This is a genomic window from Ruegeria sp. AF8 (assembly GCF_056541825.1).
Map to the genome: position 1 here is coordinate 116,108 of NZ_JBQFYW010000008.1, position 13,904 is coordinate 130,011.

Here is a 13,904-nt window from a genome sequence, read left to right on the forward strand (position 1 = left end):
GGCGTTCGGTCCTAGTTGTACTCGGCCATCAGTGCCTTGGCCTGGTCGATAAGGGCCTGCCCATCGATGCCCTTGTCGTTCATTTCGGCAACCCATGCCTCGTAAACCGGGGCCGCTGCGTCTGCCCACACCGCCGATTGCTCCTCGTCCAGGGTGACAATGCTGTTGCCGTTTTCAACCGCCAACTCACGCGAAGGGGCGTCATAGTCCTGCTGGGTTCCGCCGGCGAAGACCGAGAACTTGAGCCCGGAAGCTTCGTCAATCACTGCTTTCAGGTCATCCGGCAGGCTGTTGTACTTGTCGTGGTTCATCGCTAGAACAAAGGTGATTGTGTACATCATCGGGCCGGTGAATTCGGTGTGATTATCGACCAGTTCCGGCACTTTCAGCGCCTTTGTGACCTCCCAGGGGATGGTGGTACCGTCGATCACGCCCTTGGACAACGCCTCGGGCACCGCCGGAACCGGCATCCCGACAGGCGTCGCACCGAGTTCCTTGAGCAATGCGTTGACCTGCCGAGAGGCGCCCCTGATCTTCATTCCGTTGAAGTCCCCCGGCGTCAGGACCGGCTTGTTGGCGTGGATGACGCCGGGCCCGTGCACCCAGACACCCAACACCTTGACATCCTTGAACTCGGTTTCGGCCATATGTTCCTGCATCATCTGCCAATAGGCCGATGAAGCGGCGCGGGCGTCGGTTACCAGAAACGGCAGTTCGAAGACTTCTGTCGATGGGTACCGCCCCGGAGTGTAACCGACGACGTTCCAGGTTATGTCAATCACGCCGTCGATCACCTGATCGATCAGCTCCGGCGGCTTGCCCCCCAATTGCATCGACGCAAAGCGCTGTATCTCGATGCGACCATCAGAGGCCTCCTCGATTTCATCCGCCCATACGTCGATGATCTTGCTGGGAATCGTTGCCTGCGCCGGTAGAAAGCTCTGCAGATTGAACGTGTATTCGGCGGCCATCGCCGAGCCGGATGTCGCGACTGCCAGGGCCGTGCCTGCGACCAGGCCCCGGATTGAGTTGAAAACGGTCATGTTATTTCCTCCCTTGACCTTGGTGATCGGCACCACCAGCCCCCGGAATTTCCTAGGCGCCGGATGGTGCGGTTGATGTCGTTCGATTGAGACGCCGGGCCGAACCGGCTGGTCACCTCGTGCGTGGCGTCTGCCTCATGCGCTGTTGCCGCGACTGCGATCTGGTCCGGCGTCACCCGTGCGATGTCGCGCCCCACGCCTCGGCTGCGGCCCGCGATCAATGTCGCTTTTTCTTCCAAAAGACGCTTCGCCAAGTTCACAGCCTTCCTTCAGATTTCAGTGTCCTCACCGCATTCCCAACAGGTCAGTCAGAGACTGGAAGACCCCGCTGAATGATTCACGGATTGCGCGGCTCACTAAATACGTATATAAGTACTACAATACTTTTAATGGAAACGGAAGTGGTTTGGGAGGCGACCTTCGTGACACAACAAAACCACTACAACGCTGCCCAGGTGATGGTGGACCGCAATGTCACCAGAGGGTTTGGAAACAAATACGCTTTTGTCGACCCAGACTGTTCCTTGACTTATGCGCAGTTGCAGACCGCAACAAATCAGGTTGCCAATCTTCTGACCGGGCTGGGAATTCGCCGCGAGACACGTTTGGCCATTCTGATGCTGGACACGGTGGATTATCCCTGCGTGTTTTGGGGGGCAATACGGGCCGGGATTGTTCCGGTATGCCTCAACACGCTGCTTACGGCGGACCAGTATCTCTACATGCTCGACGACAGCCGCGCTGAGGCATTGTTCGTTTCCGAACCGCTTCTGAGTGTGGTCGAGCCGCTGTTCGAGCAGCTTCCGTTCCTTCGGCACGTGATCGTGGCAGGCGGGGGCGATCACCCGCGCTACCCGGATCTGCACGCGTTGATGGCCAAGGCCGGGGACGATTTCGAAACCGCCCGGACACATCCCGACGAAACCGCCTTCTGGCTCTACTCCTCAGGCTCGACCGGCGCGCCCAAGGGTGTCCGGCACGTTCATACCAGCCCCGCATATGTCGCGGATACCTACGGGCAGAACGTGCTGGGCATTCGTCACGACGACATTTGTTTCAGCGCAGCCAAGCTCTTTTTTGCATATGGGCTGGGGGCAAGCATGGCGATCCCGATGTCGGTCGGGGCGACCACGGCCTTGCTGCCGGACCGGCCCACGCCCGAAACGGTTCTGGGCATGCTGCACCGGTTCAACCCAACTTTGTTCTTTGGCGTTCCGACGCTTTACGCCGCGATGCTGGCAGACCCCTCCTGCCTGCCCGAGAACGGCTCGGATCGACTGCGTTTGTGCATTTCCGCTGGCGAAGGACTGCCCGAAGACGTCGGAAGGAACTGGAAACAGCGCATGGGCGTGGACATTCTCGACGGCATCGGATCGACAGAGATGTTGCATGTCTTTCTGTCGAACCGGCCGGATGACATCCGCTATGGGACATCGGGCCGTGCGTTTCCGGGTTACGAGTTACGCCTTGTCGATGATGACGGCAACGACGTCGAAAACGGCGAATTGGGCGAGCTTCTGGTCTCGGGCGGATCGGCCGGCGACGGCTATTGGAACCAGCGCACCAAGTCCCGAGCCACTTTCATGGGTGAGTGGACCCGGACCGGTGACAAATACGTGCGCGACGATGAGGGGTACTATCACTACTGCGGCCGAACCGACGACATGTTCAAGGTCAGCGGCCGTTGGGTGTCACCGTTCGAGGTCGAACAGGCGATCATCTCGCATCCTTCGGTGATCGAAGCCGCAGTAGTGGCGCAGGAGGATGACGAAGGCCTCGTCAAGCCCAAGGCATTCGTCATCCTCAACAATCCGGCCGAGGCAAACGGTTTGCTTGAAGAGCTGAAAGATCACGTGAAAACCTCGATCGGCGTCTGGAAATACCCCCGCTGGGTCATTGCCGTCGATGAACTTCCCAAGACCGCGACCGGGAAGATCCAGCGCTATAAGCTGCGGAGTTGACCCCCGTGCGAAAACCTGAACTACCGGAGAATGCCATGCTTGAAATCGTGATCCTCGGCCGAGGGGGGCAAGGGGCGCAGACCGCAGGCACGCAATTGGCGCAGGCACTGTTTGCGGAAGGCAACTATGTGCAGACATTTTCCACCTATGGCGGCGCGCGGCGGGGAACTCCGGTGACATCGTCGATCCGGGTCGACAGCCGCCCGATCCGGCAGCGCTGCAACATCACGCACGCCTCTGCCCTTCTGTGTTTCGACGACAGTCTGCTGGACGATGCCTTCTTTCGCCAAGCAGCCGAGGGCGCCGTGGTCGTGGTCAATTCCGCCCTGCGGCCCGAGGCGCTGCCTGCCCCCGGCTGCGTTCAGATCATACCCGTGGACGGCAAGGCCATCGCCCGTCGCAACAACATGGGCAAGGTAGTGAACTCGGCGCTTCTGGGGGCCTTCGCGGCAACGCTCGGCAGACCCGGAATCGACACGATGAGCCGGGTTATCGAAGAGACCGCGCCGGCAAAGATACAGGAAAACCTGGCTGCCTGCCGCGAGGCCTATGAACAGCTTCAGCCCGTCGCCGAGGGGGTATAAGAGATGAACGAACTGCTTTCCCCGCTCTGGACCCACCTGACCAGCGAATACCGGATGACCGGTACGTGGCGCAGCGCGTTGCCGAATTATCAGAACCAACCCTCGCCCTGCCTTGGCGCCTGCCCGGTGAATGGCCGGATAGCCGAATGGATCAAGCAAGTCGACGACGGCGATCTTTACGGTGCCTGGGTCACGCTTGCCGACAACAACCCTTTTCCCGCGATTGCGGGGCGGATCTGTCACCACCCATGCGAAACCGCCTGCAATCGCCAATATATGGACGAGGCCGTCGGCATCTGCAGCCTGGAAAGGTTCGTCGGCGATACGGCGCTGACCGAAGGCTGGCAATTTCCCGCACCGCAGGCAGAGTTGGAGTCAACCGTCGCTATTGTCGGCGGAGGCCCTGCGGGTCTGTCTGCCGCTTACCAGCTGCGTCGCCTCGGGTTTCGGGTGTCGCTGCACGAAACAAAAGAAGAGCTGGGCGGGCTGATGCGTTTCGGCATTCCGTCCTATCGGCTCGACAGGTCGGTTCTGGATGACGAAATCGCCCGTGTCGTCGCAATGGGGATCGACTTGCATCTGGGCGTTCCTCCAGTTGATGCGACCACGCTCGAAACCCTGCGAAACACTCATGACGCAGTGTTTCTCGCAACTGGCGCCAGCCTGTCAAAACATCTTCCTGCGTTGGACTATTCGAAACCCTGGGTCGTCGACAGTGCCCGGTTTCTTGCCGCCCCGCTTGCGGATCAGTCCGGACAAACGGGCGCGCGGGTGGTCGTGATCGGCGGCGGAAGTGCAGCGATGGATGTCGCTCGCACCGCCCGTCGCCTGGGCCGCGCAGTCACGGTTGTGGCGCTGGAGGCCGAAGGCCGGCTACCGGCGCAGGCAACCGAGATCAGGGAAGCCTTAGAGGAAGGTGTCGAGTTCATTTGCGCCACGATGATGCAGGCCGTCGAGCCGGGTCCTGACGGTGTCCTGCTGAAATGCGTCCGCGTGAATTTTTCACCCGGCAAATCTCCGGGCGAGGTCAGCCCTGAACAGTTGGACGGCCCTGGATTCGAGATTGTGGCCGACACGATCATCCCGGCCATCGGACAGGATGCCGATCTTGCGCGTTGGGACGGGGTGCTTGACGCCAATGGGCCTGTGATCGGCACAGATGGCAACTGGCAAACCAACATCCCCGGCCTCTATGCCGGCGGCGACGTCGCCAGCATGAACCGGTTCGTCACCCAGGCCATTGGCATGGGAAAGGAAACGGCGCTGGCAATCGCCGCTGCACTTGCCCCTGGCCACCCCCGGCAAGTTGCCGGTACTATGACAGAGGTCGGGTTCAACCGGATCAACACTGCCTATCAGGACAGGCACGGCCGCATTGATCAGCCCATGGCGGATGTCGACTCGCGGCTCGCCAGCTTCAGCGAAGTCCAACAACCTCTCGGCCGCGACGCCGCCAGATCCGAGGCGGCGCGTTGCTTCAATTGCGGCATGTGTATCCAATGCGACAACTGCTATTTCTATTGCCCGGACATGGCGATCACGAAGCTGGAAAACGGCTATGAGGTGAATTCCGACTATTGCAAGGGCTGCGGCCTTTGCGTGGCCGAGTGCCCCACCGGATCCATTCACATGCAGGAGGAAACCTCGCTATGAATGCGCCCAGCTTCACCGAAAACCTGCAACTGCTGAACGGGAACCATGCCGTTGCCTGGGGCGTTCGGCTGGCCGGACCCGACGTGGCGCCGGTCTATCCGATCACGCCGCAGACGCCGATCCTGGAAAAACTCATCGACTTTCAAAGCAAGGGCGTGTTCGGCGCGGAGTTGCTGACCCCGGAATCGGAACATTCCGCAATGGCCGCCGCAATTGCCGCCTCGGCCACCGGGGCGCGGGTCTTTACGGCGACGTCGTCGCAGGGACTGCTGCTGATGCACGAATTGCTCCACTACGCTGCCGGATCACGCACCCCCATTGTCCTGTTCAACGTGAACCGGACCCCGGCGGCACCCTGGGGGTTCTGGCCGGATCAGATCGACAGCCTGTCGCAACGGGACACCGGGTGGGTTCAGCTCTACTGCGAAAGCCCGCAAGAGTCGCTTGATACAGTGGTTCAGGCTTTTCGGATCGCCGAAACTGTCGAGCTGCCGGTCATTGTCAACCATGATGCCTTTTACGTGTCCCATTCCGTCGAACCGGTCAGCGTTCCGGACGCTAATCTGGTCGCGGCGTTTTTGCCGCGCATCGCGCGCGAGAACCGGCTGGGTGACGGCTCGGGCAAATCTCTGGGGGCGCCCATCGACCAGTCGTCCTGGAATCGGACACGACGGGAGATGGATGTCGCAATGAAACGCGTTGAAGCTGTGACCGATCAAACAGGAAGCGAGTGGGGGCAGCTGACCGGACGCCCCTCGGCACCGCTGGAACTCTATCGCTGCGAGGATGCTGAGGTTGTCTTTGTCACGATGGGCAGCATGTGCGGAACTGTCCGTCAGGCGATTGACCGGTTGCGCGACCGCGGTGTGCCGGCGGGGCTTCTCAAGGTCCGGCTGTTCCGCCCCCTGCCCGCCCTGGCGTTGCGCGAGGCGCTGGCCGGCGTTCCCTGCGCAATTGTACTCGACCGCAACTATTCACCGGGTACGGGCGGCATTTTGCATCAGGAGCTGAAGGCTGCGCTGTTCGGCCTGAGGACCCCGCCACGAATACACGGTTTGCTTGCGGGCGTCGGCGGCGTGAACGTGCCGGTCGAACGTATCGAAGAACTGGCGACGGAGTACCGTCAGGCGGAACAGACCCTGGAACCGATCTGGGTGGAGTGAACCGATGAAAAAAATCAACTACCGCGACGATGGGCAATTCTGTTCGGGGCACGTGGCCTGCGCAGGCTGCGCCGAGGCGCTGTCGATGCGCGTCATTCTGAACGCCGTGGGTCAAGACACTGTCGGTGTGGTCGCTCCGTCATGCTCGGCGGTCATTCTAGGCGGCCATCCGATGAGCGCGGCAAAGATTCCCGTTCTGCACGGAACTCTCGAATCCGCCGCCGCCTCGGCCAGCGGGATCAAGCGCGCGCTCAGGGCGCAGGGGCGGGACGACACCACGGTTTTGTGCCTGGCCGGGGACGGCGGCACCTATGACATCGGGCTGCAGGCACTGTCTTCGGCAGCAGAACGCAACGAGGACATTCTTTACATCTGCTTTGACAACGAAGGTTACATGAACACCGGCGGGCAGAAAAGTTCCTCGACCCCGCGCAACGCCGCCACCGGCAGTACACCTTTGGGCAAAACCACCCACAAGAAGAACCTCATCGAAATCCTGGCCGCGCACCGCATTCCCTATATCGCCACGGCAAGCCCCTCGCATCTGAACGATATGGCCGCCAAGGTCGAAAAGGCCCGGTCGATCCGCGGCACCAAGGTCATCATCGTCCTGATCCCCTGCCTGCCCGGGTGGGGGGTTGCCGACGACTCGGCGGTCAAAACGGCGCGTCTGGCAGTCGAAGCCGGAGTGTTCCCGTTGCTGGAAATCGAAGGCGGTGTCGACTATACCCTGACCGAACCGCACAAGAAGCGCCCCATCGACCGCTACCTTTCCGAACAGAAACGTTATCGAAACCTGAGTGAAAAAGGTCGTGCAGAGCTTCAGGCCGAGGTTGACGACATCTGGTCCCGGTTGTCGGCAAGATCGAAGGGACCCCCTGCTTCATGACGCCCACCGCGCGCTGGTGGCATGTTGATGAAATATGAAGGCAACCCGCCCCCTCGATCCGGTAAGGCGCGAAAACCTCAGCTTTCAGCCGATTCAGCCTGACGTTTCGCGGCCTCGGCATTCTTGCGGCGTTCGATCTGCTTCAGCATTGTCGCGATCGTAATGGAACCGTAGGTCGCCATCGATATCTCATTGATTTCCTTCGAGATGTCGAACAAGGCCCATTCTTCACTGGTGGCCTGTGAAGGATCGGCGAGTTTGCACTTTGTGGCAGTGTCCTCAAACAAACTGATGACATCCAGCAGGTTCAAACGCTTCGCGTTTCCGGAAAAGCTGTAGCCGCCGCCCACACCCCGGGTCGCCCGCACGAGACCAGCGCGGCCAAGGGTCATAAGCACCTTGGCCAGGTGATGTGCCGACACGCGGTATTTCCCCCCGATTTCGGCGGCCGACAGCTGACGGTCCGGGTTGGACGCCAGTTCGATCAATGCGTAAATAGCAAGGCGACTGGATTGCTGCACGTTGGCTCCTCTTTAAATTGCTGCAAAAAGTGACTCTTGGTCAATCATCGGCAAGGCTCATCTCGAACTGAAGATAGGGACCAGCCATCATGCCTTCGCTGCGGAAGAAGGACATGTGCAGCGGGTCCTGCCGTCGCACCATCGTCCGCACCGTGCCGATGCCAATCCGCCTGTATTCGTTGCACAATGCCCGAAACAACGCCTCTCCGATTCCCTGTTGGCGGCAGTCCGGATCGACGGACACCGCAAAAATCCACCCGCAGGGTTCCGAACCGAATTCCCAGCTGCGCACCTCTCCCACAATGGAACCGAGAATGCCGGGATGGGCGGACGGATCCTCGGCCTCGCCGACCAGAAAAAATCTCTGGTCAACGTGGCGCGACGCATAACGTTCGAAGATATCCTGCCAATAGTCGGGTTTAGGCTGCCCAGTGATCCGGGCGTCGAGTTCGGTCACTTGTTCAAGGTCTTCCGACGTCGCCTTGCGGATGTGCAAACCGTTTTCCTGAAACCGTTTTTCCGGCATGTCGGCCATGGCGAGTCCTTGATCGTTGACGCGGTTTGTTTAGTAACAGTACCAGAATGCAGATTTTTAACGGACTGGTCCGGATTTGCAACCATTCCGGCACCTGAGTTGTTCGGCGCCACCTGCCCACGCCCCCTTCTATAAACCTTATGACAAAAAATTCCCTATACTAAAGATCCTTTTTTGGTATATTGGTACCGAATTATCGTTATTCATCGAAAACACGGAAAGGTCCCCGGCATGAAGCGCGTCGTTTGCATGAACATAAACGGTCGCAGCGTGGAAGAAGTGGTACCTGACAACCTTCTACTGATCGACTTCCTGCGCGAAAGGCAAGCCCTGACCGGCGCCAAGAAAGGTTGTGACGGCGGCGAATGCGGCGCCTGCACGGTACTCATGGATGGCCAACCCCGCCTGTCATGCCTGACATTGGCGGCCGGATGCGAAGGCGCCGAGATCGAAACCATTGAAGGGCAAGCCAGAAACGGCCGCCTGTCCGCTCTTCAACGGGCCTTTCACGAGAACCTTGGCGTCCAATGCGGCTTTTGCACACCGGGCATGATCATGGCCGCAGAAGCGCTGCTGCGGGATAATCCCGACCCGGATGAAGATGACATCAAATCTGCGCTGAGTGGCAATCTTTGCCGGTGCACCGGCTATGTGAAGATCATCAAGTCCGTTCAGCTCGCGGCGGAGGAGGCAAGGCAATGAACGTTAAGGCCAGGGTCGTCGGACAACCCGTTCCATTGGTGGACGGAATCGAAAAGGTCACAGGCCGGGCGACCTATACTGCCGATCTGGACAGCCGCGACGCGCTGGTTGGCCGCATCCTGCGCGCCCCGGTCAGCCACGGGCGCATTCTGAGCGTGGACACGTCCCGCGCCGAAGCACTGGAAGGGGTTCGGGCGGTCCTGACCGGTCAAGACTGCGACAAGACCTATGGCGTGATCCCTATCGCGATGAACGAATACCCGTTGGCGCGCGACCGCATACGCTATTGCGGTGAGCCGATCGCTGCTGTGGCTGCCACGGATGCGGCCACCGCGGCGCGGGCGCTGGAACTGATCGAGGTCGAGATCGAAGAGTTGATCCCCTGCTATACCCCGGCCGAGGCCAGAGCGCCGGACGCGCCGCAACTGCACGAGGGAAAGCCCGGCAATCTTGAACGCGAGGTTCACCACAGCTTCGGCGACGTCGCGGCAGGTTTCGCAGAAGCCGATCTGGTGCGCGAAGAGACCTTTGACTGTGCCGAGGTCAATCACGCCCAGATGGAACCTCACGCGGCACTGGCCGAATATGACGCCGAGCGGCACAGGCTCACGTTGCACTCTGTAACGCAGGTTCCATTCTACGTGCATTTGATGCTTGCGCGGTGCCTGGATCTGGATACCTCGCGCATCCGCGTTGTGAAACCATTTGTCGGCGGCGGTTTCGGGGCGCGCACCGAGACGCTGAACTTCGAGATCGTTGCGGCGCTGTTGGCCCGCAAGACCGGCGGCAAAGTGATGATGCAGCTCAACCGGGAAGAAAGCTTTCTTACCCATCGGGGCCGGCCCAACACGCAGGTCAGATTGAAAATCGGCATGACCGATGCGGGAAAGATCACCTCGGCAGAATGCGAAGTCGTGATGAATGGCGGTGCTTATGCCGGTTATGGCATCGTCACGATCCTGTATGCCGGGGCTCTTCTGCATGGGATCTACGACATCGGCAACGTCAAGTATGACGGTTACCGCGTCTATACCAACCAGCCGCCCTGCGGTGCGATGCGTGGTCATGGCACTGTCGATGTGCGCCATTCCTTTGAAACCATGCTCGACCGAATGGCCCGCGAACTGAGGCTCGATCCCTTTGCGGTGCGCCGCGCCAACCTTTTGCAGGCACCGATGTTCACCAGCAATGGGCTGATGGTGAACTCTTACGGGCTGGGCGACTGCCTGAACAAGGTCGAGAAGGCCAGCGGCTGGGCCACGCGCAAGGGCAAGCTGGGCGCGGGACGTGGCCTCGGTATGGCCTGCTCGCACTATGTCTCGGGCGCGGCAAAACCTGTTCACTGGACTGGTGAGCCGCACGCCGTGGTGTCAATGAAACTCGATTTCGACGGTGGCGTGACAATTTTGACCGGAGCATCGGATATCGGTCAGGGCTCGACAACGATCGTCGCGCTGGCGGCGGCCGAGGTGATAGGCATCGATCTGGGCCGCATTCGCGTCGTAACCAACGACAGCGTCATCACGCCTAAGGACAATGGTTCCTATTCCAGCCGGGTGACATTCATGGTCGGCAACGCCGCCATCGAGGCTGCCAAAGCCCTGCGCACGAAACTGGTCGACGCGGCATCCGACCTGTTGGACGCGGCCCCGGACGAGGTTGACTGCGAAGGCGAGACCTTTTTTGTCCGGGGAAGCTCGCAGTCCGAGATTTCCTTCCACGATGTCGCCATCGCGGCGCTCGCCAAGGAAGGCACCATCACGGTGAAAGGCACGTTTTCGACCCCGGTCGAGGCGCAGGGCGGCAATCACCGCGGCGGGGCGGTGGGATCGACAATGGGCTTTTCCTATGCCGCGCAAGTCGTCGAGGTCAGCGTCGATCCGGCCACGGGCCAGATCACCGTGGAACAGGTCTGGGCGGCACTCGATTGCGGCTATGCGATCAACCCGCTGGCAGTCGAGGGTCAGATCGAAGGTTCGGTCTGGATGGGAATGGGTCAGGGCCTGTGCGAGGAAACTCACTATATCAGCGGTTTGCCCGCGCATTCCAACCTCACGGATTACCGATTCCCGACCATGGCGGAATCGCCACCGATCGACGTGCAGATTGTCGAAAGCATCGACCCGCTTGGCCCATTCGGGGCCAAGGAGGCCGGCGAAGGCGCGTTGTCGGGTTTTCCACCCGCCCTGGTGAACGCCGTGGCGGATGCCATTGATCTGGACGTGAATTTTCTGCCCGTTACACCCGACCGCCTGCTTGAGGCACTGATCAAGCACCGACGCGCCAATCGCCGCAGGGAGGCCACGACATGACCGAAGTCCTGCCGAATTTCCGGCTCGTGGAACCCGCCACGGTGAGCGAAGCCGTCGCCGCTTTGAGGTCGGACCCCGATGCACGTCTTTGCGCCGGGGGAACCGACATGATCGTACAGCTTCGCAAGGGGCTGGCCGAAACCGGCACGTTGATCAGCTTGTCCGGAATCACCGCCCTGACGGGGATCGAAGAAACCGGGACTGGCTTACGTATCGGTGCCGGGGTCACGCTTGCCGAAATCGCACGGAACCAAATAATCTCCGGCGGCTATCCCGCCATTGCCAAGTCGGCGCAGAGCGTTGCGGCACCAGGCCACCGGCAGGTTGCGACATTGGGCGGCAACCTTTGCCTCGACACTCGCTGCGTATATTTCAATCAGAGCCATTGGTGGCGCAAGTCCAATGGATTCTGTCTGAAATACCGGGGCGACACCTGCCATGTGGCACCACAGGGCAACCGGTGCAGGGCCGCTTTCAGCGGTGATCTTGCGCCGGCGCTGATGGTGCATGAAGCGGAGGTTGAAATCGCGGGCCCCGAGGGCACCAGGCGTCTGCCGCTGAGCGAATTCTACAATGAGGACGGTGCTGCGCATATCAACCTGGAACCCGGCGAAATCCTCGTCGCCGCGCATCTTCCACCGGCCGGACCCTCATCGGACTACGAAAAGATCCGCGTGCGGGGATCCATCGACTTTCCGCTGGCCGGCGTGGCCGTAGCCTGCAACAGAACACCCGACGGAACACACCGCTTCAAGGTCGCGATCACGGGAACCAACTCCAAGCCGGTATTAGTGGACGTTCCGGGCGACCTGCCGGAAGGCGGTTCTTCGGACGAATTCTTCGCCGCTTTGGAAAAAGCGGTTCAAAAAGCGGTATCCCCTCAGCGCACGACAACGATCGCACCGCATTACAGGCGGCTGTCGGTTGCCGCCCTGACGGTTCGGCTGGCGCAGAGGCTGCTATGACCGCCGACGTGCCCGGGTTGTATTGGCGGGCGGTGGACGGGCTTCATGTCGACACTCGCGGCCTGGACCCGCCCGAGCCGATGGTCGCAATCCTCTGGCATATCGAGAAACCGGACCAGACAGGGCCAATCACCATATATCTGGACCGTGATCCGATCTTTCTTTTCCCCGAGTTGGAAGACCGCGGCTGGCAATGGGAGTACAAGATCCGCAATCCGTCCGAGGTGAGGTTGATCCTGAGGGCAAAGCGATGAGCATGCCCGGCAGCTTTCTCGGCGGGGCACGGGACCGTCTGTTGCCGGCTTCAATTCCGTTCCGCTTCTTCCTTTCGGCGGCACTGTTTCAAGTACTGGCCTGGGCTGTGCTGGGTCTGGCAGCCGGCGACGTAGCCGGGTTTCGAGGCGGCCCGGGTCCGACGCTGGCGGCGATACATCTAGCGACATTGGGCGTTCTTGCCATGACCGCAATTGGGGCCAGCTACCAGCTTTTGCCTGTGGTCACGCGCAGGCCGCTGACGCGCGACTGGCCCCCACGTCTGAGCTTCTGGTTGATTTTCCCCGGGATAGGCCTTCTGACCTTCGGCATGGCGCGGGCCGAACCCAACAGCATGATGGCCGGAGCCGTCCTGGTATGTCTGGGCCTTGCGGTTTTTGCTCTGACAACAGCCGACAACCTGCGGCGCGCAGCCGGCATACCGGTCGTTTCCGCACATGGCTGGCTGGCGCAGGCTTCGATGGCCATAGCCGCCCTTCTCGGCATCCTTCTGGTTTGGGATTTCAGTACCGGGTTTCTTGACGATCATGGCAATCTGGCCGTTATTCATATGGCGATCGCCAGCTTCGGGTTCATGGGGGTGCTGGTGCTGGGTTTCAGTCTGATACTGATACCGATGTTCGTTCTGTCCCGAAGCCTGCCGCAGCGGCCCGGCTGGGCTCAGCTGGTTCTGGCGCTTATGTCCCTTTTGCTGTTTTCGATTGGCGTTTGGATCGGCATCCCACTGTTGCTGTGGACGTCTCTGGCCTTCGCGCTCGCTGCGACCGGCTGTTACCTGTGGTTGATGCACACAGCGCTCAGAACCAGCATGCGCAAGCGGCTGGGGCTTCCTTTTGTGCTGATCCGGGCCTCCTGGGCTTTTCTGATGCTGAGCCTGCTGCTGGCCTGTTCGCTATACGCAGGCCTCGGTATCCCAAACGCACCGGCCCTGACAGGATTCGTCATTCTTGCAGGTTGGCTGCTGACCTTTCTGACTGGTGTGCTGCAGCGCATCATGCCCTTTCTCGCCTCGATGCACGCGGCGGACAAATCAGGTTTTCCACCTCTGTTGTCGGACCTGACGGCGGAACGACCGCTCAGGATTCATGCAGCGTGCCATTTCGCTGCCCTCGCGGCCTGTATCACCGGTATTCTGCTGGAAAAGGTACATCTGGTGCAAATAGGGGCGGCGCTTGGAACCGCCGGAGCCATTTCGTTCGGAGTGTTTGCATTGAATGTCGTCCTGCAGCTCGGTCAACCGAAACCCGAGAGCTGACAGCTTTCGTCATCTCCAAACCATCCTCAAAAAACGTAATTGAGTTTA

14 protein-coding genes are annotated in these 13,904 nt (G+C 60.5%); 10 read left to right on the plus strand and 4 right to left on the minus strand.

Annotated elements, in window-relative coordinates; all coding sequences use genetic code 11:
• Positions 1-11: 11 nt before the first annotated feature.
• Both ACR0AO_RS14680 and ACR0AO_RS14685 read right to left on the minus strand, forming a co-directional pair.
• Complete coding sequence (locus tag ACR0AO_RS14680) at positions 12-1,043, minus strand: TRAP transporter substrate-binding protein (protein WP_480604823.1); 1,032 nt, start codon at positions 1,041-1,043, stop codon at positions 12-14.
• Complete coding sequence (locus ACR0AO_RS14685; protein WP_480604825.1) at positions 1,040-1,297, minus strand: hypothetical protein; 258 nt, start codon at positions 1,295-1,297, stop codon at positions 1,040-1,042. Before ACR0AO_RS14685 ends, ACR0AO_RS14680 begins: the two co-directional genes overlap by 4 nt.
• Before the next feature lie 168 nt (positions 1,298-1,465).
• Here ACR0AO_RS14685 and ACR0AO_RS14690 point away from each other — a divergent pair, with 168 nt between their 5' ends.
• The 5 genes from ACR0AO_RS14690 to ACR0AO_RS14710 are packed head-to-tail and all read left to right on the plus strand — an operon-like array spanning position 1,466 to position 7,293.
• Positions 1,466-3,004, plus strand: a complete 1,539-nt coding sequence (locus tag ACR0AO_RS14690) for a benzoate-CoA ligase family protein (RefSeq protein WP_480604827.1) — start codon at positions 1,466-1,468, stop codon at positions 3,002-3,004.
• Between the two features lie 35 nt (positions 3,005-3,039).
• The gene (locus ACR0AO_RS14695; protein WP_480604829.1) at positions 3,040-3,588 is read left to right on the plus strand and encodes a 2-oxoacid:acceptor oxidoreductase family protein; all 549 of its coding nucleotides are present in this window, start codon (positions 3,040-3,042) and stop codon (positions 3,586-3,588) included.
• A gap of 3 nt (positions 3,589-3,591) precedes the next feature.
• On the plus strand, positions 3,592-5,241 hold the full coding sequence (locus ACR0AO_RS14700; RefSeq protein ID WP_480604831.1) for an NAD(P)-binding protein: 1,650 nt from the start codon (positions 3,592-3,594) through the stop codon (positions 5,239-5,241).
• Positions 5,238-6,404 carry a pyruvate ferredoxin oxidoreductase gene (gene porA / locus ACR0AO_RS14705; protein WP_480604833.1) on the plus strand — a complete coding sequence of 389 codons (1,167 nt, stop codon included), beginning with the start codon at positions 5,238-5,240 and terminating at the stop codon, positions 6,402-6,404. The genes ACR0AO_RS14700 and porA overlap by 4 nt, the downstream gene beginning before the upstream one ends.
• Before the next feature lie 4 nt (positions 6,405-6,408).
• The gene (locus ACR0AO_RS14710) at positions 6,409-7,293 is read left to right on the plus strand and encodes a thiamine pyrophosphate-dependent enzyme (protein ID WP_480604835.1); all 885 of its coding nucleotides are present in this window, start codon (positions 6,409-6,411) and stop codon (positions 7,291-7,293) included.
• A 77-nt stretch (positions 7,294-7,370) separates the two neighbouring features.
• On the opposite strand, the gene ACR0AO_RS14715 is transcribed toward ACR0AO_RS14710, so the two are convergent.
• Together ACR0AO_RS14715 and ACR0AO_RS14720 are read right to left on the minus strand one after the other, a co-directional pair.
• Positions 7,371-7,814 (minus strand): Rrf2 family transcriptional regulator, encoded by a 444-nt coding sequence (locus ACR0AO_RS14715; protein WP_480604837.1) that lies wholly within the window; start codon positions 7,812-7,814, stop codon positions 7,371-7,373.
• 40 nt (positions 7,815-7,854) lie between these two features.
• A complete protein-coding gene (locus ACR0AO_RS14720; RefSeq protein WP_480604839.1) occupies positions 7,855-8,349 on the minus strand; it encodes a GNAT family N-acetyltransferase in 495 nt (164 codons plus the stop codon).
• 231 nt (positions 8,350-8,580) lie between these two features.
• Between ACR0AO_RS14720 and ACR0AO_RS14725 the strand changes: the two genes are divergently transcribed.
• Genes ACR0AO_RS14725 through ACR0AO_RS14745 form a run of 5 tightly spaced genes read left to right on the plus strand, consistent with a single transcriptional unit; the run spans position 8,581 to position 13,856 of the window.
• Positions 8,581-9,051, plus strand: coding sequence for a (2Fe-2S)-binding protein (locus tag ACR0AO_RS14725; RefSeq protein WP_480604841.1), 471 nt, complete (start codon positions 8,581-8,583; stop codon positions 9,049-9,051).
• Positions 9,048-11,363 (plus strand): 4-hydroxybenzoyl-CoA reductase subunit alpha, encoded by a 2,316-nt coding sequence (hcrA, locus tag ACR0AO_RS14730; protein ID WP_480604844.1) that lies wholly within the window; start codon positions 9,048-9,050, stop codon positions 11,361-11,363. The genes ACR0AO_RS14725 and hcrA overlap by 4 nt, the downstream gene beginning before the upstream one ends.
• A complete protein-coding gene (gene hcrB / locus ACR0AO_RS14735) occupies positions 11,360-12,328 on the plus strand; it encodes a 4-hydroxybenzoyl-CoA reductase subunit beta (RefSeq protein WP_480604846.1) in 969 nt (322 codons plus the stop codon). Before hcrA ends, hcrB begins: the two co-directional genes overlap by 4 nt.
• Positions 12,325-12,582, plus strand: a complete 258-nt coding sequence (locus ACR0AO_RS14740) for a DUF2249 domain-containing protein (RefSeq protein WP_480604848.1) — start codon at positions 12,325-12,327, stop codon at positions 12,580-12,582. Before hcrB ends, ACR0AO_RS14740 begins: the two co-directional genes overlap by 4 nt.
• Positions 12,579-13,856 (plus strand): hypothetical protein, encoded by a 1,278-nt coding sequence (locus ACR0AO_RS14745; protein ID WP_480604850.1) that lies wholly within the window; start codon positions 12,579-12,581, stop codon positions 13,854-13,856. The genes ACR0AO_RS14740 and ACR0AO_RS14745 overlap by 4 nt, the downstream gene beginning before the upstream one ends.
• Positions 13,857-13,904: the final 48 nt, after the last annotated feature.